Annotated in this window: 26 protein-coding genes; 10 read left to right on the plus strand and 16 right to left on the minus strand. The window is 74.4% G+C overall.

Annotated features, from left to right (window positions below; translation table 11 throughout):
* Positions 1-9: 9 nt before the first annotated feature.
* On the minus strand, positions 10-1,065 hold the full coding sequence (locus EV188_RS09195) for an LLM class F420-dependent oxidoreductase (protein WP_166659796.1): 1,056 nt from the start codon (positions 1,063-1,065) through the stop codon (positions 10-12).
* Positions 1,066-1,116: 51 nt separating this feature from the next.
* Here EV188_RS09195 and EV188_RS09200 point away from each other — a divergent pair, with 51 nt between their 5' ends.
* On the plus strand, positions 1,117-1,545 hold the full coding sequence (locus EV188_RS09200) for an acyl-CoA thioesterase (protein WP_133825924.1): 429 nt from the start codon (positions 1,117-1,119) through the stop codon (positions 1,543-1,545).
* On the opposite strand, the gene EV188_RS09205 is transcribed toward EV188_RS09200, so the two are convergent.
* Positions 1,515-2,144 carry a flavin reductase family protein gene (locus EV188_RS09205; RefSeq protein WP_133825925.1) on the minus strand — a complete coding sequence of 210 codons (630 nt, stop codon included), beginning with the start codon at positions 2,142-2,144 and terminating at the stop codon, positions 1,515-1,517. The genes EV188_RS09200 and EV188_RS09205 overlap by 31 nt on opposite strands.
* A 2-nt stretch (positions 2,145-2,146) precedes the next feature.
* Complete coding sequence (locus EV188_RS09210) at positions 2,147-3,034, minus strand: hypothetical protein (protein WP_133825926.1); 888 nt, start codon at positions 3,032-3,034, stop codon at positions 2,147-2,149.
* On the opposite strand from EV188_RS09210, the gene EV188_RS09215 reads away from it, so the two are divergent.
* The gene (locus EV188_RS09215; RefSeq protein ID WP_133825927.1) at positions 3,009-3,374 is read left to right on the plus strand and encodes a hypothetical protein; all 366 of its coding nucleotides are present in this window, start codon (positions 3,009-3,011) and stop codon (positions 3,372-3,374) included. The two genes, EV188_RS09210 and EV188_RS09215, sit on opposite strands and share 26 nt — an antisense overlap.
* A gap of 316 nt (positions 3,375-3,690) precedes the next feature.
* Here the strand turns inward: EV188_RS09215 and EV188_RS31480 are convergent, their stop codons facing one another.
* On the minus strand, positions 3,691-3,861 hold the full coding sequence (locus tag EV188_RS31480; protein WP_166659797.1) for a hypothetical protein: 171 nt from the start codon (positions 3,859-3,861) through the stop codon (positions 3,691-3,693).
* A 228-nt stretch (positions 3,862-4,089) separates the two neighbouring features.
* On the opposite strand from EV188_RS31480, the gene EV188_RS09220 reads away from it, so the two are divergent.
* The 4 genes from EV188_RS09220 to EV188_RS09235 are packed head-to-tail and all read left to right on the plus strand — an operon-like array spanning position 4,090 to position 6,148.
* Positions 4,090-5,175: a sulfite oxidase gene (locus tag EV188_RS09220; RefSeq protein WP_243741571.1), complete on the plus strand. Its 1,086-nt coding sequence runs from the start codon at positions 4,090-4,092 to the stop codon at positions 5,173-5,175.
* A gap of 54 nt (positions 5,176-5,229) precedes the next feature.
* On the plus strand, positions 5,230-5,412 hold the full coding sequence (locus tag EV188_RS09225; protein ID WP_133825928.1) for a hypothetical protein: 183 nt from the start codon (positions 5,230-5,232) through the stop codon (positions 5,410-5,412).
* Between the two features lie 38 nt (positions 5,413-5,450).
* Complete coding sequence (locus EV188_RS09230; protein WP_133825929.1) at positions 5,451-5,831, plus strand: YidH family protein; 381 nt, start codon at positions 5,451-5,453, stop codon at positions 5,829-5,831.
* Positions 5,828-6,148, plus strand: coding sequence for a DUF202 domain-containing protein (locus tag EV188_RS09235; RefSeq protein ID WP_133825930.1), 321 nt, complete (start codon positions 5,828-5,830; stop codon positions 6,146-6,148). Before EV188_RS09230 ends, EV188_RS09235 begins: the two co-directional genes overlap by 4 nt.
* On the opposite strand, the gene EV188_RS09240 is transcribed toward EV188_RS09235, so the two are convergent.
* Both EV188_RS09240 and EV188_RS09245 read right to left on the minus strand, forming a co-directional pair.
* A complete protein-coding gene (locus tag EV188_RS09240) occupies positions 6,120-7,025 on the minus strand; it encodes a DMT family transporter (protein WP_133825931.1) in 906 nt (301 codons plus the stop codon). The two genes, EV188_RS09235 and EV188_RS09240, sit on opposite strands and share 29 nt — an antisense overlap.
* A gap of 3 nt (positions 7,026-7,028) precedes the next feature.
* Entirely contained in the window at positions 7,029-8,273 is a 1,245-nt protein-coding gene (locus EV188_RS09245) for an acyl-CoA dehydrogenase family protein (RefSeq protein WP_133825932.1), read from the minus strand.
* Positions 8,274-8,461: 188 nt separating this feature from the next.
* Here EV188_RS09245 and EV188_RS09250 point away from each other — a divergent pair, with 188 nt between their 5' ends.
* Positions 8,462-9,436, plus strand: coding sequence for an MSCRAMM family protein (locus EV188_RS09250; protein WP_166659798.1), 975 nt, complete (start codon positions 8,462-8,464; stop codon positions 9,434-9,436).
* Positions 9,433-10,272 carry a YceI family protein gene (locus EV188_RS09255; RefSeq protein ID WP_243741572.1) on the plus strand — a complete coding sequence of 280 codons (840 nt, stop codon included), beginning with the start codon at positions 9,433-9,435 and terminating at the stop codon, positions 10,270-10,272. The genes EV188_RS09250 and EV188_RS09255 overlap by 4 nt, the downstream gene beginning before the upstream one ends.
* 10 nt (positions 10,273-10,282) lie before the next feature.
* On the opposite strand, the gene EV188_RS09260 is transcribed toward EV188_RS09255, so the two are convergent.
* On the minus strand, positions 10,283-11,341 hold the full coding sequence (locus EV188_RS09260) for a DUF1275 family protein (protein WP_133825934.1): 1,059 nt from the start codon (positions 11,339-11,341) through the stop codon (positions 10,283-10,285).
* A 91-nt stretch (positions 11,342-11,432) separates the two neighbouring features.
* Positions 11,433-13,460, minus strand: coding sequence for an MFS transporter (locus EV188_RS09265; RefSeq protein WP_243741573.1), 2,028 nt, complete (start codon positions 13,458-13,460; stop codon positions 11,433-11,435).
* Positions 13,461-13,559: 99 nt separating this feature from the next.
* Between EV188_RS09265 and EV188_RS09270 the strand changes: the two genes are divergently transcribed.
* The gene (locus EV188_RS09270) at positions 13,560-14,078 is read left to right on the plus strand and encodes an FBP domain-containing protein (RefSeq protein WP_133825935.1); all 519 of its coding nucleotides are present in this window, start codon (positions 13,560-13,562) and stop codon (positions 14,076-14,078) included.
* 18 nt (positions 14,079-14,096) lie between these two features.
* On the opposite strand, the gene EV188_RS09275 is transcribed toward EV188_RS09270, so the two are convergent.
* The 6 genes from EV188_RS09275 to EV188_RS09300 all read right to left on the minus strand — a co-directional run bounded on the left by EV188_RS09275 (position 14,097) and on the right by EV188_RS09300 (position 18,815).
* Positions 14,097-14,783: a hypothetical protein gene (locus EV188_RS09275; RefSeq protein WP_133825936.1), complete on the minus strand. Its 687-nt coding sequence runs from the start codon at positions 14,781-14,783 to the stop codon at positions 14,097-14,099.
* An 88-nt stretch (positions 14,784-14,871) separates the two neighbouring features.
* Entirely contained in the window at positions 14,872-15,270 is a 399-nt protein-coding gene (gene pcaC / locus EV188_RS09280) for a 4-carboxymuconolactone decarboxylase (RefSeq protein ID WP_133825937.1), read from the minus strand.
* Positions 15,267-16,586: a lyase family protein gene (locus EV188_RS09285; protein ID WP_243741574.1), complete on the minus strand. Its 1,320-nt coding sequence runs from the start codon at positions 16,584-16,586 to the stop codon at positions 15,267-15,269. The genes pcaC and EV188_RS09285 overlap by 4 nt, the downstream gene beginning before the upstream one ends.
* 7 nt (positions 16,587-16,593) lie before the next feature.
* Positions 16,594-17,178: a type 1 glutamine amidotransferase domain-containing protein gene (locus EV188_RS09290; protein ID WP_133825938.1), complete on the minus strand. Its 585-nt coding sequence runs from the start codon at positions 17,176-17,178 to the stop codon at positions 16,594-16,596.
* Between the two features lie 77 nt (positions 17,179-17,255).
* Positions 17,256-17,726: a DUF309 domain-containing protein gene (locus EV188_RS09295; RefSeq protein WP_133825939.1), complete on the minus strand. Its 471-nt coding sequence runs from the start codon at positions 17,724-17,726 to the stop codon at positions 17,256-17,258.
* Positions 17,727-17,735: 9 nt separating this feature from the next.
* On the minus strand, positions 17,736-18,815 hold the full coding sequence (locus EV188_RS09300) for a TerC family protein (protein ID WP_133825940.1): 1,080 nt from the start codon (positions 18,813-18,815) through the stop codon (positions 17,736-17,738).
* A gap of 264 nt (positions 18,816-19,079) precedes the next feature.
* On the opposite strand from EV188_RS09300, the gene EV188_RS09305 reads away from it, so the two are divergent.
* Positions 19,080-20,282: a phosphodiester glycosidase family protein gene (locus EV188_RS09305; RefSeq protein WP_133825941.1), complete on the plus strand. Its 1,203-nt coding sequence runs from the start codon at positions 19,080-19,082 to the stop codon at positions 20,280-20,282.
* A gap of 334 nt (positions 20,283-20,616) precedes the next feature.
* Here the strand turns inward: EV188_RS09305 and EV188_RS31485 are convergent, their stop codons facing one another.
* Positions 20,617-21,177, minus strand: a complete 561-nt coding sequence (locus EV188_RS31485; RefSeq protein ID WP_166659799.1) for a DUF4190 domain-containing protein — start codon at positions 21,175-21,177, stop codon at positions 20,617-20,619.
* Positions 21,178-21,433: 256 nt separating this feature from the next.
* Positions 21,434-23,434 (minus strand): acyl-CoA dehydrogenase family protein, encoded by a 2,001-nt coding sequence (locus EV188_RS09315; protein WP_133825943.1) that lies wholly within the window; start codon positions 23,432-23,434, stop codon positions 21,434-21,436.
* Positions 23,435-23,466 lie beyond the last annotated feature (32 nt).

Genomic DNA, 23,466 nt, shown 5'->3' on the forward strand with positions numbered 1-23,466 from the left:
CGGGCACCCCTACAGATCGGCGGCGAGTTCCTTGACCTGCCCCACCAACGACACCCGCTCCGCCGGTGTCCCCGCCAGGGGCGTGACGTTGATCGTCGTGACGCCCGCGTCCGCGAAGGCCTGCAGACGCTCGGCGACGTAGGAGCGCGGCCCGATCAGCGACATCGCCTTGACGAGGTCCTCGGGCACGGCCGCGGCGGCCTCGTCCTTCTTGCCGTCGAGGTAGAGGTCCTGGACCTTCGCGGCCTCCTCCTCGTAGCCGTAGCGCTGGGCGAGCTCGTTGTAGAAGTTTTTGCCCTTGGCGCCCATGCCACCGACGTAGAGCGCGACGAACGGGCGCATGCCGTCGAGCATCTGCTGCGCGGTGTCGGCGTCCTCGGTGATGCACAGGGAGGCCTGCAGGTAGGTCTGCAGCGGGCCGAGCGCGGGGTCGCGCTTCGCCGTGCCGGCCTCCAGCGACTCGCCCCACACCTCGTGGGCGCGCTCGGGCACGAAGAGGATCGGCAGCCAGCCCTCGGCGATCTCGGCGGTCAGCGCCACGTTCTTCGGGCCGATCGCGGCGAGGACGATCGGGATCCGGTCGCGCACCGGGTGATTGATGATCTTCAGCGGCTTGCCCAGCCCGGTGCCCTGGTCGGCGGGCAGGGGGATGTCGTAGTACTTCCCCGAGTGCTGCACCTTCTCGCGGCGCCAGACCTGCCGGCAGATGTCGACGATCTCGCGGGTGCGGCCCAGCGGGGCGTCGTAGCGCACGCCGTGGAAGCCCTCGATGACCTGCGGCCCCGACGCCCCGATGCCGAGCGTGAAGCGCCCGCCGGAGACGTAGTCGAGGCCCGCGGCGGTCATGGCCGTCAGCGACGGCGTGCGGGTGTAGATCTGCAGGATGCCCGAGGCGATCTCGAGCCGGCTCGTGCGCGCGGCGACGAAGCCGAGCTGGCTCACCGCGTCGAAGCTGTACGCCTCGGGCACGAACGCGATGTCGAGCCCCGCCGCCTCGTGCTCGGCGAGCTCCGCGACCGTCTCCTCGAACCCGCCGCTGTAGTTCAACCCCATCCCGATGCGCACGGGGGCACCCTGCCACGATCGCGACGATCACGGGCGGCAGGAGGAGACCGGGTGTTCTCGACGACGGTGACGGTGCGCGGCTACGAGTGCGACGCCAACGGGCACGTCAACCACGCCGTCTACCACCAGTACGGCGAGCACGGCCGCACCGAGACCCTGCGCGACCTCGGCATCGAGATCGCCGACCTGACGAACGCCGGCCTCGGGCCGGTCATCCTCGAGACGACCGTGCGGTTCCTCGCCGAACTGCGTGCCGGCGACGAGGTCGACGTCCTGCTCGACCTGCGCTTCGGGCAGGGCAAGACGTTCCGGATGGACATCGAGCTGCGCCGCGGGGACGTCGTCGCCGCGACGATCACCGGGACGATGGGCCTGCTCGACCACACCACCCGGCGCCTCGTCGCCGACCCACGCGGGCGCCTGCAGGCCCTCGCCTCCCCGGCAGGGGCTCAGCTGCTGGACGACTCGCCGGAGAAGTGACCGGGCCAGTCGCTGTAGCGGATCCGCGGGGTCGCGACGACCTCGCCGATCGTCGACCACTCGTCGCCCCCGAGACGCGCGAGCGGCGCGAGCCGCCGGGCGTCGGGCTTCCCGTCGACGAGCACGTCGTCGGACACCGCGACGTGCACGACCCGGCCGAGCACGAGCGTGCAGTTGCCCACCTCGAGGGTGCGCTCGAGACGGCATTCCAACGCCACCGGTGACTCGGCGATCCGCGGCGTCTTCACGTGCAGCGACGGCTCGCGGGTCAGGCCGGTCGCGTCGATCTCGCTCTCGTGCGACGGGAAGTCGGTGGCGGTCGCGTTGATGTGCTCGAGCAGCGGCTCGGGCGTCAGGCAGACCGTGAACTCCTCGGTGGCCTGGACGTTGCGCAGCGAGTCCTTCTCCCCCACCGACGTGAACTGCACGATCGGCGGGTCGGTGCTCGCCACGGTGAAGAACGAGTGCGGTGCGAGGTTGTCGACGCCCTCGGCCGAGCGCGACACCACCCAGGCGATCGCGCGCGGCACGATCACCGCGGTCAGGAGCTTGTAGACGCCGCGGGCTCCCACGGCGTCCGGGTCGAAGTCGGTGCGCACGATCAGTTGTTACCCGGCAGCAGCCCGCTCGGGACCAACTGTGGGGCGCGCGACGTGGTGGTCGTCGACTCGGGCTCGCTGGTCTCCTCGGTGCCGCCTGACGGGGCCTCGGAGGTCGTGGTCTGCTCCGCGCCGCCCTCCGGGGCGGTCGACGAGGTCTCCGGCGCCGAGGTCTCCGAGGTGGTCGGGGCCGTGCCGATCACCGAGCCGACGCTGGTGCCCGACTCGCCGCCCGAGAGCGGCGAGCCCTTGACCCGCTCGATGCCCGTGATGGCCAGCATGGCGATCAGGAAGATCAGGAGCGCGGTGGCCGCGAGCAGGGCGTAGCGCTTCCACGGTGGGCGCCGGGCCTCCTCGCCGTCGTCGGGGCCGTCCGGGTCGTCCGGGTCGTCGGGCCCGCCGGGCGACCCGACCAAGGCGGTCGCCTCGTCGTCGCCGGACATCACCCGCGTCCCGGACCCGACCACCTGGGTGCGGTCGTCGCCCGGGCCGTTGCCGAGCGCCTGGGTGGCGGGGGCGTCGGGGCCGATCACCATGGTCGGGGTGTCGTCGGGGCTCTGCCCGGCACCGACCGGCGGCATGCCCGTGACCCGCGTCCGGTCGGCGGCGGCACCCTCGCCGCGGCCGACCGTGCTCGCGACGACGGTGCGGTCGTCCGCCCCCGGCGCGCCGGTCCTCGGGTCGCGGGTGCGCAGCCGGCGCCGGACGGTGTCACGGGTCCGCTCGATCGAGCGCTGGTACACGGCGTCGCCGACGGTGGTGATGACGGCAGCGATCCCCGCGCCGGCGACCGTGCCCATCGCGCCGCCGACGAAGGAGCCCACGCCGGCCGTGGTCACGGCCGCGGCGGCGCCGCCGCTGAGCTTGACGACCGACAGCTGCGACTTCATCGGCGACGCGGCGTGGGTCGTGGCGGCCTCGGACGGGGCGTGGCCCGCCGACGTGTGGCTGGTCGGCGCCTCGGCCGGCGCGGCGTGGCGCGTGGGGGCGTCGGCCGGCGGGCGGCTCCCGGGCGGTGGCGGGCTGGTCCAGCCGTTCGGGGCGTTCTGGGTGCTCGGGCCGGGCGGGCCGTACGGACCGGGTGGACCGGCCGGCGGGCGACCGGGCGGGCCGGGCGGCGGGCCGGGGCGAGCCGGGCCGGGCGGGCCGTACGCCCCGGGCGGCGGGGCCTGCGGGCCTCCGGGCGGCGGCCCCTGCGGGCCGGCACCGGGCGGCGGCGGGCCGGCGTGACGGGGCGGCATCGGACCCGGGGAGCCGGGCGGCGTGCCGGGCGGTCCCGGCCGGGCGGGCGCGTCGGGCGCCTCGGGATCCGCACCGTGGCGCGACACGGCGGCGTCGTCGGGATCCGTCCCGGGCGCGGCGTGTCGCCCGCGGGGCCCGGGGGGTCCGGACTGCTCGCTCATCCTGCCCTCGCTGACCTCGGCGATCGCCCCGCCGCAGCGGGCGGGGCGCCCTCAACCCTGCCCCACGGCCCCGACGGCACGCGGTCGGGGCCCCGGGAGGCCACCGGGAGGGGGACCGTCCGGGAGCGGACGACCGTCTGTGCTCAGTCGCCCGAGCGCCGGTGCCGACCGCCGTTGCCGCGCAGCATCACCGGCCGGGAGGGGCGCTCCTCGCTCCCGCCCGCCCCGTCCTCGCGGAACGCACGCCGTTCGAAGCCGCGGTCGGTACGACCGAACGCCCGGCGGACTTCCTCGTAGATCGGCGTCTGCGACATGTGCGGCACCCTACGACTCCGTCCGGGGGTGCCGACGGGCACACCGATTTCACTGCCATGCGTGTGATTCGGCCCCTGAGCTGGGAACACACCACCGAGCACTGCGGCGCGGAGATCAGGTTCCCGGGGTTCGGAAGGGTCGATCACATACCCGGATCCGAGGTCCACCCGGTCGGATCAATCGGCCCGGCGCGGCCCTCACCCGGTGTCGCCGAACCCTGGAGCAGCATGGCCACCCAGCCGGCGGAGATGACCGTCCACTCGGCGCAGCCGTACAACGCCGAGCCCGCCCGCACCGTCCTGGCGGGACGCGACCTCACCCCGCTCGACGCCTTCTACCACCGCAACCACGCGACCGAGCAGCCGCGGATCGACCCCGCGACGTGGTCGCTGCGCGTGGACGGGATGGTCGAGCGGCCGGCGACGTTCTCGCTCGGCGCGCTGCGCGAGCGCTTCGCCGAGCACACCGAGGTCGTGACGCTGCAGTGCGCGGGCAACCGCCGATCGGGGCTCATCGAGGTCGCCGACCTGCCGGGCGAGACCCCGTGGGGACCGGGCGCGACCGGGACCGCCCGGTGGGCCGGGGCCCGGCTCGCCGACGTGCTGCGCGACGTGGGCGTCGACCCGGCCGCCACCGACGTCGTCCTCACCGGCGCCGACGTCGCCGACGAGCCGGACGAGCCCTACGCGGTCTCGGTGCCGCTCGAGAAGGCCCTGGCGTCGGAGGTCCTGCTGGCCTGGTCGATGAACGACGCCGCGCTGCCCGCGGAGCACGGGGCGCCCGTGCGCGTCGTGGTGCCCGGGTGGATCGGCGCCCGCAGCGTCAAGTGGCTCGAGCGCGTCACCGTCGCGGACGCGCCGTCCTCGGGCTTCTACCAGGCCGTCGCCTACCGCCTGCTGCCCGCCGACGCGTCCCCGGCGCGCGGGCGGGGCGTCCCGCTCGGCCCGATCGCGGTGAACGCCGACGTGCTCTCCCCCGCCGACGGCGCCGAGGTCCCGGCCGGCCGGGTGCACGTCACCGGGTACGCGCTGGCCGGCGGCGACCGGACGGTCGTGCGGGTCGACGTCTCCACCGACGACGGCGCGACGTGGGCCGAGGCGGACCTCGCGCCGCAGGCGAGCCGCTGGAGCTGGCGGCACTGGCACGCCGACCTCGACCTGCCGCCCGGGACGACCCGCGTCGTCGCCCGCGCCTGGGACTCCGCGGCCGGGGTGCAGCCCGCCGACCCCGCCGAGCTCTGGAACCCGAAGGGCTACGTGAACAACGCCTGGGCCCGCGTGACGCTGCACGCGATCGCGGCCGCCGACGGGTGACCGGTGACCCAGCGGGCACCCGCCCGGGTCGTCGACGAGGTCGGAGGAGAACCCATGAGCGCGAGCTCCGGAGGACCGACGGGCCGGCGCCTGTCGATCGGTGTGCTGGTCGGGGTGCTGTTGGCCGTGCTGGTCGTCCTGGCCGTGGTGCTGTTCCTGGCGGCCCAGGGCACGGCGCCACCCACGAGCCCGCAGACCAACGGGATGGTCGTGATGCTCGCGCCCGGACTCGTCTGAGCACACGCGGGCACGATCGGGCACGATGCTCGGGACAAATGTCCCTACATCCGGGGGTGGCCGTGGCCGAGGCGCCCGACGAGGAGCACGAGCCCGACTACCGCTTCACCCTCGCGAACGAGCGGACGTTCCTCGCCTGGCTGCGGACGTCGTTGTCGCTGCTCGCGGCCGGGGTGGCCGTCGTGCAGCTGCTCCCCGAGTTCGCCGTGCCGGGCACGCGCGGCGTCGTGGCCGCGCTGCTCACCGCCCTCGCGGTCGTGACCGCCGCAGGTGGCGTGCTGCGCTGGCGCGGGGTGGAGTTCGCCATCCGGCGCGGGCGGCCCCTGCCCCGCCAGCGCCTGCCGTGGGTGCTCGCGGGCGGGCTGGTCGTGCTCGCCCTGTTCGCTCTCGTGCTCGTCGCCGTGCGGGCCGGGGCGTGAGCTCCCCCTCCGACGCCGGCCTCCAGGCCGAGCGGACGGGCCTCGCGTGGAGCCGCACGTCGCTCGGCGTCGGCGCGAACGCGGTGCTGCTCGCGGTCCGCGAGCTCACGCACGACGGGTCCGCGCCGGCCCTGGTGCTCGCGGCGGCGGCGGCCGTCCTCGCCGTGGTCGTCGCGCTCTACGGGCGGTGGCGCACCGCGCGCATCAGCCACGCCCCGCTGCCCTCGCCGCTCGCCGCTCGCCGCGCGGTCCCGCTGCTCGGGGGCGCGGTGGCACTGCTGGCGCTGGTCACGGGTGTGGTGCTGTCGCTGCCCTAGCCGGGGCCCGCTGCTCGGGGGTGGGCCCCGAGCGGATGAGCGTGACGAGACCCGTCACGGCGACGACCGCGCTCACCCCGGCGAGCACCGCGCCCGAGACCCCGAGCGAGAACCGCTCGCCGAGCACGACGATGCCGATCGCCATCGCCGCGACCTGGTCGACGGTGATCTGGGTCGACAGGCCCGCGTCCAGGCCGCCGTCGCGGTAGGCGGTCTGCAGCAGCAGGATCGAGGCCACGGGCAGGACCATGGCCGCGCCCACCACGGCGGCGATGAGCCACGGTGAGCGCCCGTCCTGGACCAGCCGGAACGTCAGCCGGACCAGCCCCGACGTCGCGCCCGCGCACAGGCCCGACACCGCGGCGCGGACCACGGCCCGCGGCACGGCCGGCGCGCGGCCGCTCGCCACGGTGACGACGGCCGCGAGCACGAGGACGACGAGGATCATGCCGAGCACGAGGTCGGCGTCCGGCGGCACCTCCGAGGGCTGGTGCTCGGCGAGCCCGAAGAGCCCGGCCAGCCCGATCACCAGGACGACCGCGCCGACCCACTCCGCGCGGTGGATCCGGCGCTTCTCGAGCCAGGCGTCCAGCGGCAGGGCGAGGATCAGCGCGGTGACGCCGATGGGCTGGACCAGCGTGATCGACCCGAAGCCCAGGGCGACGACGTGGATCATCGCCCCGACCACCATCGACGCGACCCCGCCCCACCACCAGGGCCGGCGCAGCAGGGCGCCGAAGAACGGCAGGCCCGCGCCCGCGCGCTCCCCGGCGTCGACGGTCCGCGCCGTCTCGCGGCGCTGCAGGGCCGCCGAGAGCGCGTAGGCGAGGGCGGAGCAGCAGGCGAGAGCGACCGCGATCGTCGAGTTGGCGGTCACGGGTCAGCGCACGAACGCGCTGTGGCCGGTGATCGCCTTGCCGACGATCAGCGTGTTCATCTCGCGCGTGCCCTCGAACGAGTACAGGGCCTCGGCGTCGGCGAAGTAGCGCGCGACCCCGTTCTCCAGCAGCACCCCGTTCCCGCCGACGAGCTGGCGCGCCCACGACACGGTCTCGCGCATGCGCGTGGCGCAGAACTCCTTCGCCAGCGCCGAGTGCGCGTCCGACCCGCCGCCGCCGTCGAGCAGCTGGGCGTTGCGCACCGCCATCCCGAGTGAGGCGGTGACGTTGCCCAGCATCTGCACGAGCAGCTCCTGCATGAGCTGGAAGCCGGCGATCGGGCGGCCGAACTGCTCGCGCTGCTGCGCGTAGGACAGGGCCATCTCGTAGGCGCCCATCTGCGTGCCGGTCGCGCCCCACGACGCGTTGGCGCGCGTGACCCGCAGGACCCCGCCCGCGTCGGCGAACGTGCCGGTGCCGCCGGCGAGGCGGTGGTCGTCCGGGACCCGCACGCCGCGCAGGGCGATGTCGGCGTTCTGGACGATCCGCAGCGCCGTCTTGCCCTCGATCTTGACGATCGTCATGCCCTCGGTCTCGCGCGGGACGACGAACCCGCGCACCTCGTTCGTCTCGAGGTCCTTGGCCCAGATGACGATCAGGTCGGCGAACGTCGCGTTGCCGATCCAGCGCTTGTCGCCGTCGAGCACCCAGTGGTCACCGTCACGGCGCGCGGTGGTCTCCATGCCGCCCGCGACGTCGGAACCGCCGTGCGGCTCGGTGAGCCCGAACGCCCCGATCGACTCCATCCGCGCCATCGCGGGCAGCCAGCGCTGCCGCTGCTCCTCGGTGCCGCCCGCCCAGATCGAGCCCATCGCGAGGCCGGAGTGGACACCGAAGAAGCTGTTCACCGACGGGTCGACGCGGGCGATCTCGGCGGCCACGAAACCGAGGAAGAGGCGCCGCGCGGGCTCGTCGGCCGAGGCGCCCAGGCCGTAGGGCAGGCCGGCGAGGTCGAGGTCGGCGAAGCCCTTGACCAGCTGCATCGGGAACTCGGCGCGCTCCCACGCGCCCTCGACCACCGGCGCGACGTCCTCGGCGAGATAGGAGCGCAGGCGGCGCAGCGTCGCGGTCTCCGCGGCCGACAGCAGGTCGGCGTAGTCGTAGAAGTCGGCGATGGCCTCCCGGTCCGCCGCGAGGTCGATCGCGGGACGCGGGAGGGCGGGGAAGTCCGACGGGAGCGCGGGCATGCCCCCAGCGTGGACCGCACCACCATCGGGGCGCCAACCGGTCGCCGCCGAGCCCGCCCAGGATGATGCTTGTACTATCCAACCAAGTGGTCCCGCGGACCCGGTGGAGGGACCGTCCGGGCGAGTGGTGCGCGCTCGGTGGACGATGGGACGCGGAGCAGCGGCGCGTTCGAGAGAGGTGGACGTCGGTGGACGGACAGGAACCGATCATGATCTTCGGTCGGGTGACGCGGAGCGACGGCGCGCCGGTGCCCGGCGCGGCGCTGACGCTGTGCGACCTCTCCGGTGACCAGCTCGACCGCGCGGCGGCCGACGAGGGCGGCCACTACCAGCTCGTGCCGCCGACCGGCGGGACCTACCTGGTCATCTGCGCCTCGTCCACCCACCAGCCGCAGGCCTCGCTCGTGGCCGTCGCCGACCGCCCGCTGCGCCACGACGTCGGCCTCGCCGGCGGCGGCGCGTCGCTCGGCGGCACCGTCGGCGTGCGCCACGGGGGCGGCACCAACGGCGCCGGCACGGGCATCAGCAGCGGCTGGGGCGACGTCGTGCTCACCCTCACCGACGTGCGCGGCACCGTCGTCGCCGTGACCCGGTCGGCCGCCGACGGCAGCTACCGCTTCGCCGACCTCACCGAGGGCACCTACACGCTCACCGCCGCCGCGCCGCGCCTCGCGCCGGTGGCCGAGACCGTCCGCGTGCCGAACGAGGGCCACGTCGCCCACCACATCGCGCTGGCCACCCGCACCCAGCTCTCGGGCACCGTGCGGTCCGCGGGCGCGGGCCGCCCGGTGGCCGAGGCCCTGGCCACGCTGGTCAGCGAGGACGGCCACGTCGTCGGCTCCCGCGTCACCGGCGAGGACGGGTCGTTCCGCTTCGACGACGTCGCCCACGGCGTCTACACGATCACCGCGAGCGGCTACGCCCCCGTGGCCTCGGAGATCGAGATCGGCCCGGGCCACCCGTCGGACGTGGTGCTGAGCCTGGTGCCGCCGGCCGTCGACGCCCCCGCCTCCAGCAGCGACGCCGCGCCGTCGCGCCCGGACGTCCCCCGCGGGGACGACGGCGCCTCGGTGAACGGGAACGGGTTCGGCGGGCGCCACGGGCAGCACGGGGACCAGGACTCCGCCGAGACGCGTACCCAGTCCGGCGGCGAGCGCTGGTGAGCGCGGGCGAGTCCACCTCGTCCCTGACCGACACGTCCCGCGGCCGCGGCTGGGTGCGCGGCGCCGCCGTCACGAGCGACGGATGGCCGGTGCCGTTCGCCGTCGTGACGGTGATCGACGCCGCCGGCGCCCAGATCGGCGGCACCTCGGTCGGCGGCGACGGCACGTTCCTCGTCGAGGACCTCCCCGAGGGCCCGGCCACCGTGATCACCTCGGCGGTCGGGCACACGCCGGCGGCGCGCCCGCTGGCCGGCTCCGGCGACATCGGCCGCGTGGTGCTGACCCGCTCGGGCGCGCTGAGCCTGCCCGCGCCGGGGCGCTGGGACATCGACCCCGTGCACTCGCGCATCGCCGCGTCGGCGTTCCACCTGGGCATCACCAAGGTGCACGGGCGCCTGCGCAGCTTCACCGGCGCGATCGAGATGGGCGCCGACCTCGCGGGCACCCGCGTGCACGCCGCCATCGACCCGGCGAGCGTCGACACCGACGACGACACCCGCGACGCCCACCTGCGCGCCGGCGACTTCCTCGACGTCGTCGCGTTCCCGCGGATCGACTTCACCTCGACCGTGATCACCGGCCACACCCCGGACCACTGGACGATGTCCGGCGACCTCGTCCTCAAGGGCGTGCGCAACACCGTCGACCTCGACGTCGTCTACCACGGCGCGGGCCCCGACCTCTGGGGCGGCGAGCGCGCGGGGTTCTATGCGACGACACAGCTCTCGCGCGACGACTTCGACATCCGGTGGAACCAGTCGGTGATCGCCGGCATCTTCGCCGTCGGCCGCACCCTGCGCATCGAGATCGACATCGAGGCGGTCCGCGCCGCCTGAGGGCCGACGCTCAGGTCGTCGACGCCCCGAGCACCAGGTCGTGCACGACCGGGTGGCCGTCGACCGAGATCAGCGCGGCCCGGGGCCGCGCGGCGCCGCCGCCCATGCGGTGCGGCGTGCAGATGAGCATGAAGTCGCCGGACTCGGGCGGCTCCAGGCGGTAAGTGCCGTCCGTCTCGGTGTGCACGCGCCCGACCTGCTCCCCGCCGCTCGAGACCAGCGTCAGCACCGCCGGGCGCACGCCGCCGTCCTCGCCGACGACGCGGCCGTGCACGGGACCGACGGTCGTCGCGGCCTCCTCGTCCTCCCCGGCGTCCGGCACCTCCTCGCGCGGGTCGGGCGCGAACTGCGGCTCCCCGGCGGTCAGGCCCCCGCTGTTGGCGTGGGTCACGACGGCCATGAGCACGATCGCGACGGCGACGAGCACCACGGGCGCCACGAACGACCAGTCCGGTGCCCAGCGCTGCACCACCGCGTTGCCCGCGGCCGCGACGACCACCGCGAGCAGGCGCAGCGGCGAGTTCCAGTTCCAGGCGAACGGCCTGTGCAGCTCGACGAGCCCCGAGACCCAGTTCGTGACCGTGCCCGAGAGGAAGCTCGTCGGGGTCCCGGCCGGGCCGACGTAGCGCAGCGCCGCCGCCTGGACCCCCATGGCCAGTCCGGCGCCGACCACCAGCACGACGACCTTCCACGCCACGATCGGGCTGTCCTCGTCCACGCCGTACCAGAACGCGCCGAGCACGAGCAGGAGCGCGAGCTCGAACGTCAGCGTCGCCCCGACCGCGTTGCGCCAGGGCCACCGGCGCATCGCGAGGCCGCAGCAGACGGTGCCGGCGAGGAGCCCGCCGCAGTAGCCGGCGATCGCGCAGACGTTGTCGACGATCTGGGGCCAGTCGCCCTGCCCGAGCCCGAGGCCGAGCAGCACGAGGTTGCCGGTCATCGTGCTGGCGAAGACCTGGTTGAACGCGAAGTAGGTCACCACGTCGATGGCGCCCGCCGCGGCGGTGAGGATCACGGTCACGGCGCTCAGCGTTCGCGGGCGCCGCTCCGGGTCGTCGAAACCGGTCATCGAGGCCCGACGTTCGCAAAGCACCTTTGCGAACACGTTGCCGTCGTGCTGCCGAGGCGTGCGTGTGGGTCAGCCCACAGGGCCGAGCGGGTCAGCGCGGCAGGGCCGCCCGCTCCCGCAGGACGACGTCGATCCGCACCGGCGAGCCGTTGACCGTCACGCGCGTGACGGCGGGGGCCGCGGCGCCGCCTCGAGGCGTCGCGATGACCAGGTAGTCGCCGGCGCGGCCGTCGGCGCTGAGCGTGAAGTGCCCGGCGTCGTCGGTGGTCGCCCGGTCGGCCTCGTGCCCGCCGGCGTCCACGAGCGTCAGGACGGCCGCCGCGGGGCCCTCGTCGGGCGCCAGGATGCGGCCGGCGACGGCCACGGGGCGGCTCCCGACGGCGGGCTCGGGAGCCTCGTGCCCCAGCGCCTCGCCGGGCGCCTCGGCCTCCTGCACCGAGGGCTTGGCGGTGTCGAACAGCGACGCGATCGCGGCGACGAAGCAGCAGGCCGCGGCGAAGCCGAGGGCGAGGAACAGGCCGTCGGCGAACGGGCCGGAGATCAGCTCCGGGAAGAAGCTGCGACCCGTGAGGAACCCGGCCTGCTCGGGTCCGACCTGGGCCAGGACGCCGGGACCCAGCAGGGTCTCGATCGGGTTGTAGCCCAGGAGCGCGGCGAACAGGGTGCTCACCGGCGGCAGCTCGGCGATGCGGCCGGCGACGTCGGCGGGCACGCCCTGGCCGGTGAGGCCGCCGAACAGCGCCGCCGGGAGCGTCGAGGCGAGCCCGAGGATCAGCATCGAGAAGAAGATGCCGATCGAGAGCACGGTGGCGCCGTTCATGAACGTCGCCGTCATGCCGGCGGCCGCCCCGCGCTGGCGGGCCGGGACGCTGTTCATGATCGAGGCGCGGTTGGGCGACGAGAACAGCCCCATCGCGAGGCCGTTGACCGCGAGCAGGACCGCGAACAGCGGGTACGGGAAGTCGACGGGCAGGAAGCCCATGGCCAGGAAGCTCGCGGCGGCCACGATCATGCCGCCGGCGGCGTACCAGCGGGCGCCGTGACGGTCGGAGAGGAAGCCGGAGATCGGTCCGGCGACGAGGAAGCCGATGGTCAGCGGGACCATGTAGATGCCGGCCCACAGCGGCGTCGACTCGTAGTCGTAACCGTGACGGGGCAGCCAGATGCCCTGCAGCCAGATGATCAGGATGAACTGCAGCCCGCCGCGGCCGAGCGCGGAGAGCAGGTTCGCGATGTTCCCGGCCGTGAACGAGCGGATCGAGAACAGCGACAGGTGGAACATGGGGTGCGGGATCCGCCGCTCGATCGCCACGAAGATCCCGAGCACGACGACGCCGCCGATGAGGCACACGAGCACCGTCGGGCTCGTCCAGCCCATGACGTGCCCGCCGTAGGGCTGGATGCCGTACGTGATGCCCATGAGCACCGCGATGAGGCCGACGGCGAAGGTGACGTTGCCCCACCAGTCGATGCGCCCCTCGTGCCGCTCGCTGGTCTCCTTGAGCTTCGCCGAGGCCCAGATCGTCCCGACGACGCCGATCGGCACGGACACGATGAACACGAGGTGCCAGGCCACCGGCGCGAGCACGCCTCCGATGATCAGACCCAGGAACGAGCCGGCGATCGCAGCGATCGAGTTGATGCCCAGCGCCAGACCCCGCTGCCGGGCGGGGAACGCGTCGGTGAGGATCGCCGTCGAGTTCGCCAGCAGCAGGGCGCCGCCGATCCCCTGCAGCACGCGCATCGAGATCAGCCAGATCGCGCCGGCGTCGCCCTGCAGCCACGTGACGGCCAGCAGGATCGAGAACACGGTGAACACCGCGAACCCGAGCGTGTACATCCGCGTGCGGCCGTACATGTCGCCGACGCGGCCGAAGGTGACGACGAGGACCGCCGTCACCACCAGGTAGCCCATGATCAGCCACAGCAGGTAGCTGATGTTCTCCGGCCGCAGCGGGTCCAGCGCGATGCCGCGGAAGATGTCCGGCAGCGCGATCAGCAGGATCGACATGTTGATCGTCACGATCAGCACGCCGAGCGTGGTGTTCGTGAGCGCGACCCACTTGTACCGCGGGCCCAGGTGCGCCACCGCCGGCGCCACCGCACTACTGCTCGCCACGTCGCCTCCGGCTCACGCCAAGATTATTAGGTTCGGGCAACTATCCTAAGCATGCCCGTACGCCGGTGGGGATGTGACGTCGTCGGTAGCGTCCCGACCATGCCCACCACGCTCACGGCCGACGCCGTGCGCCGCTCGATGATCAATTGCTCGAAGGGCGACGCGAAGCGGATGACGGTCGTCGACGCCGTCGTCGGCACCGACCTCGACGCGGTCGAGTTCGCCGGCTGGCAGGACCCGCGCATGCCGCAGCGGGCCTACCTCGTCACCCTCCACGAGGGCGCGGTCACCGGGGTCCTGCTGCGTCCGGCCGGCGGCGGCGCCCGGCGGACCGCGATGTGCGCGCTGTGCCGCACCACCCACACCGACGGCGAGGTCACGCTCTACACCGCCCCGCGGGCCGGGGCCGCCGGGCGCGAGGGCAACAGCGTCGGCACCTACGTGTGCACCGACCTGGCCTGCCCCGTCACGACCCGCCTCGAGCGCAAGCCCTGCCCGAGCGTCGTGCCCGACCTCAGCCTGCCGGTCGACGAGCGCGTCGCCGGCCTGCGCGTGCGTGTCGACGGGTTCCTCGCCGCGATCCGCGGGACCGAGGACGCGGCGCGGTCCTCGGCGTGACCGTCGACCCGGACCGTTCTACGAGCCCGACTGGGGCACCAGCACCGGCAGCGCCCGCAGCGCCAGGTCCACGAGCACCGGCTGGGCCTGGTCCACGGGGATCGGCCGGCCCGGGGTGAGCGTGAAGCTCGCCGTCACGCGGCCGTAGACCACGACGAGGACCGGGCCGTCGGGGTCCGGGTAGTACACGGCCTCGGCGGCGCCCAGCGGCACCGGCTGGGCCGGCACCCCGGCGCTCGCCTGCGCGTCCCGGTTCACCCGCGACTGCGCCGACGCGGCCGCCGCGTCCGTGTAGCCGCTGGTCAGCATCTTGAGCACCAGCGTGTTCGACGGCGGCGCGCCCGGGCCGCCCTGCGAAGTGTAGTTGCAGGTGACGCGTTCGAGGCGCCCGACCGACGGGGCCGGCACGTCCCGCAGCGCCGTCACGCGCACCGACCCGAGCGGCATCCCCAGGTAGTTCGGCATCTGGTCGGACGCCAGCACCTGGTCGCACTCGGTGGGCAGGATGCTGTTGCGCGGGGGCGGCGCGCTGGTGGCCGGCGCGGCGCCGGGTCCGGGGAACTCGGGGATCGGCGGGGTGCCCGACGACGGCCCCGAGGAGCAGGCGGCCGCCACGAGCGCCGTCGCGGCCAGCGTGCCCGCCACCAGCGCGCGCCATGCCCTGTACCGGCGGCTCGCCGCCGGTCCCGCTCCCGCGCGCTCCATCGCCCCCGCCCGTCGTTCGTGCTCGCCCCACCGGACCGTACTGGCCGTCCACGGTAGTGCGGCCCGCCGCGGCCCGGCGCGGCGCGGGTCAGTCGCCCTCGTCCAGCTCGGCGAGGACGCGCTGCGCCACCGCGAACGCCCGGTTCGCCGCCGGGACCCCGGCGTAGACACCGACCTGCAGGAGCACCTCCTGGATCTCCTCGCGGGTCAGCCCGTTGCGCCGCGCGGCGCGGACGTGCAGGCCCAGCTCGCCGTCGTGGTGCAGGGCCGCCAGCACCGAGAGCGTCACGATGCTGCGCTCGCGCCGCTCGAGGCCCGGGCGCGTCCAGATGCCGCCCCAGGCGTAGCGGGTGATGAAGTCCTGGAAGTCCGCGGTGACGTCGTCGGTCTTCGCGACGGCCCGGTCGACGTGCTCGTCGCCGAGCACGGCCCGGCGCACCTCCTCGCCGGCGGGGTCCCAGTCCTGCGTCGACGGGTGGGGGCTCAAGGGCGGTCCTTCCTGGTGTTCAACAGGTCGTCGACGAGCCCGGCCGCCTCGCCCAGCGCACCGGCGGGGTCGAGCAGGGCCCGGACCGCGTCGGCGTCGCCGACGGCCTCGGTCAGCACGTCGGCGAACGGTCGCCCCTCGTCCTGGGCGGTGCTCGCGGCGGCGGTGACGAGCTCCTTCGCGGCCGCGTGTCCGAGGCGGGCGCGCAGGCCGGTCGTCGCCTGCTCGGCGAGCAGCAGGCCGCCCGTGACGTCGAGGGACGCCGCGACCCGGTCGGTGTCGACGGCGAGGTGGCGCAACGAGTCCGCGAGCCACGCGGCGCCGGACCCGACGGTGCGCAGCAGCTCGGTGAGCGGGCGCCACTCGGCGTGCCACGGACCGGCGGCGCGCTCGTGCTCGTGCAGCGAGGCGGCCGTGAGGACCGAGGCCACGAGGCCGGGCGCGGCGATGGCGGCGGCGCGGGCGGACACGGCGGCGACGGGGTTGCGCTTGTGCGGGAGTGTCGACGAGCCGCCGCGGCCCGGGACGTCCTCGCGGACCTCGCCGACCTCGGTCTGCGCCAGCAGCACGAGGTCGGTGGACACCGAGCCGACGGCGGCGCCGGCGCGTCCGAGGAGCCCGGCGAGCTCGGCCACCCGACCGCGCTCGGTATGCCAGGGCAGGACGGGCTCGACGAGGTCGAGGCGCCGGGCCAGCGCGGCACGGATCGCCCGCCCGTGGCCGTCGAACGCCGCGAGGTTCCCGACGGCCCCGCCGAGCTGCACCGCGGGCCGCCACGCCGCGAGCGCGTCCACGGCGGCGTCGAGCCCGCCGCACCAGCCCGCGAACCGCAGCCCGGCGGTGATGGGGGCCGCCTGCTGGAGCAGCGTGCGCCCGGCCGCGGGGCGGTCGCGGTGGGTGGCGGCGAGCCCGGCCGCGGCGTCGGCGGCGGTCGCGAGGTCGGCGGTGATCGCCGCGACGGCCCGGCGGGCCACCAGCATCCCGGCGGTGTCCATGACGTCCTGGCTGGTGGCGCCGCGGTGCACGCCCGACGCGGCGCTGCCGTCGAGCCGCGCGCGCAGCTGCGCGACCAGCGGGACGACGGGGTTGCCGGACGCCGCCGCCTCCTCGCCGAGCGCGCCGGCGTCGACGGGGAGCCGGGCGGCGTCGGTGATCGCGTCGGCGTCGGCCCGGTCGAGGGTGCCGACGTCCGCGCCGGCCTGGGCCAGGGCGGCCTCGACCTCGAGCAGCGCGGCCACCCACGCGTCGTCGGCGACCGCCGCCCGGGCGTCCCCGCGGGCGAGCACGGGGTCGAACAGGCCGGGGCGGTCGGTCACCGGGGCATCATGCCTGCGCGGTGGCGCCCTCGTCGTGGACCGGGTGGGCACCCTCGCCGAACTCCTCGACGATCTTGGCGCAGAACGCGTCGAGGTCGTTCGGGTTCCGGCTGGTCACGAGCCCGCGATCGACCACGACCTCCTCGTCGACGGCGGTGCCGCCGGCGTTGCGGATGTCGGTGCGCAGGCTCGGGTACGACGTCAGCGTGCGGCCGCGCACGAGGTCGGCCTCGACCAGCGTCCACGGCGCGTGGCAGATGGCGCCCACCGGCTTGCCGGCCGCGAAGATCGCCTGCACGAACGCCACGACGTCACCGCTCTGGCGCAGCTGGTCGGCGTTGATCGTGCCGCCGGGCAGGATCAGCGCGTCGTAGTCGTCGGCGGAGACGTCGCCGATCGCGGCGTCGGGCGTGAACGTGTCGCCCTTGTCGATGTCCGAGTTCATCGCCTGGATCGCGTCGGTCGACAGCGACACGAGCGTGGAACGCGCGCCTGCCCGATCGACCGCCTGGCGGGGCTGCTCGAGCTCCGCCTGCTCGACACCGTTCGTCGCGATGATCGCGATCCGCTGTCCGTTCAGTGCGCCGGCCATGCCGGGTTCCTCCTCGATGCGTCGGCACCAGTCCGTGTCGCGCATCGGGTTGCCGACGGCCGGGTGACCCGAAACGGTCAGCGCCGCCGCAGCACGAGGCCCGGCGCCTCCGGGCCGGACGCCTCGCGGGCCGCGGCCCAGCCGGCCAGCGCGTCCAGGTCGACGCGGTGCCGCGACGCCGCCTCCGGCGCCTGCGCGGCGGTCTCGGCGCCCCGGCGCAGCAGCGACGACGCACCGCGCGGGTTGCCGCGCTGCTCGTGGGTCAGGCCGACCGCGAGCTGCGCGAGGCCCTTCCAGAGCAGGCGCTCGTCGTCCGGCGCCGCCTTCCACGCGCCCTCGAGGACGTCGTGGGCGTCGAAGGGCCGGTCCTCGTCGAGGAACGCCTGTGCGCGCTCGAACACCTCGTCGGCGGAGAGCTCCTCGTCCTCCTCGTCGGCGCGCTCGACGCCCGTCGCCCCGTAGGGCAACGGGCGTCCGCTCGCGTCGCGGGGCCGCGCGTTGCGGGCGCGGCCCTCGGGGTCCCGGTCCCGGTCGCGATCTGGGGCCATGCCCCGACCCTAGGACGAGGAGCGGGACTCCTGCTCGCTGCTCTGCGCGTCGCCGCCGGCGTCGTCGGTCTTCTCCGGCTCCTGCCCGGACTCGACCTGTGCGGGCTCCTCGGACGTCCCCGCGGCCTCGGCCTTCTTCCGGGTGGACCGCAGGCTCGTGACGGTGACGACCGCCAGCGTGACCACGATGACCACCAGCGAGAGCCAGGTCGGGATCTCCGGGATGGACGTGGACACGTCCTCGTGCAGGTAGAGCAGGATCAGCTTGACGCCGATGAAGGCCAGGATGAACGCCAGGCCGTAGGACAGGTGCACGAGGCGGTCGAGCAGGCCCACGAGCAGGAAGTACAGGGCCCGCAGACCCAGCAGCGCGAACGCGTTGGCCGTGAACACGATGTAGGCGTTCTGCGTGATGCCGAAGATCGCGGGGATCGAGTCGAGCGCGAACACCAGGTCGACCGACAGGATCACGGCCACGACGATGAACAGCGGGGTGACGCCCCACTTGCCGTTCACGCGCGCCTGCAGCCTGCCGTCGTCCTTGTAGCCCTCGTGGTCGCCGGCCTCCTCGTGCACGGTCACGAACCGGCGGACCAGCTTGACCGCGCGATTGTCGTGCATGTCCTTGGGCTCGTCGTTGTGCGACCGGATCAGCGTGTACGCCGTGTAGATCAGGAACGCGCCGAAGATGACGAAGACGAACGCGAACGCGGAGATCACCGCGGCGCCGATCGCGATGAAGATCGCGCGCATCACCAGGGCGCCGATGACGCCCCAGAGCAGCACCTTCTGCTGGTGGCGCTTGGGCACCGCGAACTGGCCCAGGATCACCGCGAAGATGAACAGGTTGTCGACCGAGAGGCTCTTCTCGACCAGGTACCCGGCGAAGTACTCGGTGCCGGCCTGCGTGCCCATCGTGAACAGCAGGATCCCGCCGAACACCACGGCGACGACGACGTAGATGACCGACCAGAGGGTGGCCTCGCGGAAACTGACCTCGTGCGGCGACCGCGCGTGCCAGATGTCGACGCCGACGAGCACGATGATGCCGCCGATCGTGGCCGCCCATGCCCAGAACGGGACCGTCACGCCTGCTCCTCCACCACTTTGCCGTCGCTTTACCAAGAGCTCGCGGACGGCCAACGTGTTCGTCACCGCCGAGGTTCCCCGCTGTGACGATACCGACGCCTGACTGCTTCGTTCCCTGATGTCGCTTTCTCTCAGGTCGTCACCCGTCCGAGCGGTGCCGACCCGCCCTCTGAGTGTCGTGGTCCGGCCCCGGCGCCGCCGCGTCCAGTGTCGTCGCCGACCGCCGGACCGTCCGGGGTGACGGGAGGCGCGGGTGGGTTCGCGGTGGTTCGCGCTGGCCCTCGCCGTCGTGGCCGGACTGACGCTGGGCGCCGGGCCGCCGCCTCCGCCTCCCCCGACGGGCGGGTACTGGACGAGCTCCTCGTCCCCCGCGGCGCCGCCGCCGACCTGCCGGGCACGACCTACCGCGAGTTCACGACGACGCTGTCCGACCCGCGCGGCGGTCCCCTGCGCGGTGACGTCGTCGAGGTCGACCTCACCTCCCCGGCCGTGCGCGTCGACCTGCTGACCCCGCCGGTCGTGCCCGCCGTCGCGACGGTGCCCGAGCTGGCCGGGCGGGCCGGGGCGATCGCGGCGGTCAACGGCGGGTTCTTCGACGAGGGCGGGACCGGGGCGCCGGTCGGGGCCGAGATCGTCGACGGGGCGGCGCGGACGTCCGGGGTGCCGGTGGGCCGCCGCCCGTCGCCGCCGGCGCCGCCCGGCCAGGGACCGGACACGGTCGTGGGCCTCGACGGGGAGGGGCGGGCGCACCTGGCGCGGGTGGCGTTCCGGGGGTCGGTGGTGGCGCGTGACCGGACGGTGCCGCTCGCGGGCCTCGACGGCTACGCGGTGCCCGTGGACGGCGTCGGGGTGTTCGACCCGGCGTGGGGCGACGCGCCGCGGGGTCCGACGACGTGCGGGTCCGACACCGACCCCGACGCCCCGTGCAGCGCGGACACGCTCGAGGTGCGGGTGGCGCGCGGGGAGGTCGTCGCCGTGGGGCCGCCGGGCGCGGGGCGGCTGCCGGACGGGACGGTGGCGCTGGTCGGCCGGGATCGGGGCGCGGCGTCGTTGCGGGGGCTGACGGTCGGCATGTCCGTGCGCCTGTCGTACGGGCTCGGCGCGGTGGGGTCCCCGCCGCTGCGCGTGGCGCTCGGCGCGCTGCCGCTGGCCCGGGGCGGTGACGTCCTGCCCGGCCTGCAGGACACCGAGCGCGCACCGCGCACCGCGGTAGGAATGTCGAGCGACGGCTCGCGGCTGTGGCTGGTCACGGTCGACGGGCGGCAGGACGCGAGCATCGGCGTCACGCTGGCCGAGCTGGCCCGCCTGCTGACCGACCTCGGCGCGCCCGTCGCCGCGTCCCTCGACGGCGGCGGCTCGACGACCATGGTCCGGCGCGGGCGTGACGAGGGCCTCACGATCGTCAACGACCCCGCCGCCGACCCCTTGCGCGCCGTGACCGACTCCCTCGCCGTCCTCCCCCGCTGACCTGCAAGCCTGGCGGCCACGCCCGCGTTCAACGTCAGGAAAGCCCCCAGCTCGCCGGCTGTCGTTCTGCGCGCCGTCACGCCGCGTCGCGGCCAGCCCGGACGAATCGTCTCCGCCCGCGGGAACACACGGCGCCGTCATGGGGTTCAATGGGGCGTCCGGACCGGGCGCCATGTGCCCCCGGGTCTCATTAATAAGAGCCGCCAGGGACGATCGTTCGGCTGAAGCCCTGGTGTGCCACGCGCCGCGAGGCGGCTCATCGCCCGGTTCGGACACCTGACGCACAACGGCCCCGCACCCGATGGGTGCGGGGCCGTTCGTCGTCCGGGGTGGCTCAGCCGCCCTCGCCCTCGGGCTGGGTGCCGGGGAGCTGCTGGTTGAACTGCTGCCCGCACTGCTCGACGGCCTGCTGCACGGCCGCGGGGTTGGGCTGGTTGGAGGCCTGGGAGAGGCAGTCCTGGAACTGCTGGACCGACGCCCCGCCGCCGAAGTTGAGGAAGGCGACCCCGGCGACGAACACCAGGATGCTCAGGATGATGTTGAGGATCAGGGTGATGATGCCGAGCACGAGGCCCGTCGTCGCCATGCCCTTGTTGTTCGCCTCGAGCCGCTTCGCACGACCCCGGCCGACGACGCCGAGGATGATCGCGACGATGCCCAGCAGGCCGCCGACGACCGGCAGCCACCAGCACGTCAGCAGCGCCAGGATGCCGAAGATCAGCGCGGCGACGCCCATGCCGTTGCGCGGCTTCGTCGGGACCGACGGCTGACCCCAGCCCGGCGTCTGGCCGCCCGGCCCTGCGTAGCTCGGCTCGCCGTACGGCTGCTGCCCGTAGCCACCCTGTTGCCCGTAGCCCTGCTGGCCCTGGCCGTACCCGTCGCCCGGAGTGCTCACATCGACGTCCTCTCGCCCTGAATTCGGCCCGACCCGCGCCGGGGCGGCCATCGTGCCACCGGTACCCGTTCCCGTCGGAGTCCACCGAAGCGGGCGAATCGAGCGGGTGGATTTCCTGACGTCCAGTGCGAGCGTGGCCGCCAGGCTGATCCACCCCGCCGGCGTGTCGCGCGAGCGAGCATGTGGCGATCCTGGCGTCAGACGCCAGCGATGCCGCATCGCTCGCACCGCGAGGTGCGGTCCGCTCGTACTCGGGTCAGGCCAGGGACGCGGCGTGGGCGCGGGCCTCGTCCTGGCGGCGCTGCTCGGCGCCGGTCGCGATCGGCGCCCCGATCCACGCTTCCGGGATCCCGAACGCATCGACGAGCGCGCGGGCGTGCGGACGCAGTTCGAGGCACAGCCGGTTGACCTCGGCCGTGATCGCCTTGGACCGCGTCGCCGAGATCCGCCCGTGCTCGAGGAACCAGCCCTTGTCCTCCTCGATCAGCGACAGGGCGTAGAGGTCGCAGACCTTTCCCAGCAGAGCCCGCGCCGACGGGTCGGTGCACGCGTCGATCGCGCGCACGAACGCGTCGAGCACCAGGCCGTCGAGGTGGGACCGCGCGGCGCGCAGGAGGTGGTCCTGGGCGCCGTTGAAGATCGCGAACTGGCGCTCGGGGCTGATCCCCTTGTCGCGGGCCGGGCGCAGGCGGCGCACGAGCCCGTCGAGCGTGTGCTCCTCGCGGTCGTCGAGGAGCTTGACCTGCCACGACCGGTCGCGCACGTCCTCCTCGTCGCGCCCGGGGGCCACGGCGCGCAGGCGCTCGGCGAGCTGGCGCAGGGAGGTGCGCTCGGCGACGGTGTCGAGCACCTGGTCGGCGACGAAGCGCACGGTGCCCAGGGTGTCGAGGTGGCCGAAGTCGTCGGCGTAGCCCGAGATCAGTCCCTTGGCGACGAGCTGGAGCAGGACCGTGTTGTCGCCCTCGAAGGTCGTGAACACGTCGGTGTCGGCGCGCAGCTGACCCAGCCGGTTCTCCGAGAGGTAGCCCTGCCCGCCGCACGCCTCGCGGCAGGCCTGGATGGTCGCGGTGGCGTGCCAGGTCGTGAGCGCCTTGGTGCCCGCCGCCCGCGACTCGAGCTCGCGCTGGCGCTTCTCGTCGACGTCGCCGCCGGCCTCGCGGGTGGTCTGGACGTCGTGGAGCATCTCGACGAGCTCGTTCTGCGCGAACCGCATCGCGTAGGTGCGCGCGAGCCCGGGCAGCAGTTTGCGCTGGTGGGCGAGGTAGTCGAGGACCGTGATCTCCTCGTCGCTGCCCGGCGCCGCGAACTGCCGGCGCGCCTCGCCGTACCGCACGGCGATCGTCTGGGCCAGCGCCGCCGCCCCGACCGCGCTGCCCGACACGCTGACCCGCCCGCGCACGAGCGCGCCCAGCATCGTGAAGAAGCGCCGGTTCTCGCTCTCGATCGAGCTCGAGTACGTCCCGTCCTCGGCGACCGTGCCGTAGCGGTCGAGCAGGTTCTCGCGCGGGACGCGGACGCCGTGGAACGACAGGCGCCCGTTGTCGACGCCGTTGAGGCCCTCCTTGTGGCCGTCGTCGACGATCTCGACGCCCGGCAGCACCTCGCCGTCGTCGGAGCGCACCGGCACCAGCACCGCGTGCACCCCGTGGCGTTCGCCGCCGCTGTAGAGCTGCACGAACACCGCCGCCATCCGCGCGTCGCGGGCGGCGCCGCCGATGTAGTCCTTGCGGGCCGACTCGGTCGGGGTGTCGATGACGAGCTCGCCGGTGGCGGCGTCGTAGGTGGCCGTGGTGTGCACCGACTGCACGTCCGAGCCGTGGCCGGTCTCGGTCATCGCGAAGCAGCCGGGCAGCGACAGGTCCATGACCCCGGGCAGGTAGCGGGCGTGCTGCTCGGCGTTGCCCAGCGCCTGGATCGCGCCGCCGAACAGGCCCCACTGGACCCCGCTCTTCACCTGCAGCGACAGGTCGGCGTAGGCCAGCATCTCGAACGAGACCACCGACCCGCCGATGTCACCGCGTCCGCCGACGGCCACCGGGAAGCCGTGCACGGCGTGGCCCTCGTCGGCGAGGCGCACGAGCATCTCGCCGACCGCGGCGCGGTAGGACTCGACGCCGGTGTCGGGGTCGACGCGCAGGTGCGCGAAGTCGTCGCGGGCGCGGACCTCGTCACGCAGCGCGTGCCAGCGGCCGTCGAGGGCCAGCTGGACGGCGGCGACGGTGGCCGGCGTGACGTCGGTGGACGATGGGGTGCTCACGAGAGTCCTCCGGATGGCGGTACGTGATCACC

The organism is Actinomycetospora succinea (assembly GCF_004363095.1).
In the GTDB taxonomy this organism is placed as follows: Bacteria; Actinomycetota; Actinomycetes; order Mycobacteriales; family Pseudonocardiaceae; genus Actinomycetospora; species Actinomycetospora succinea.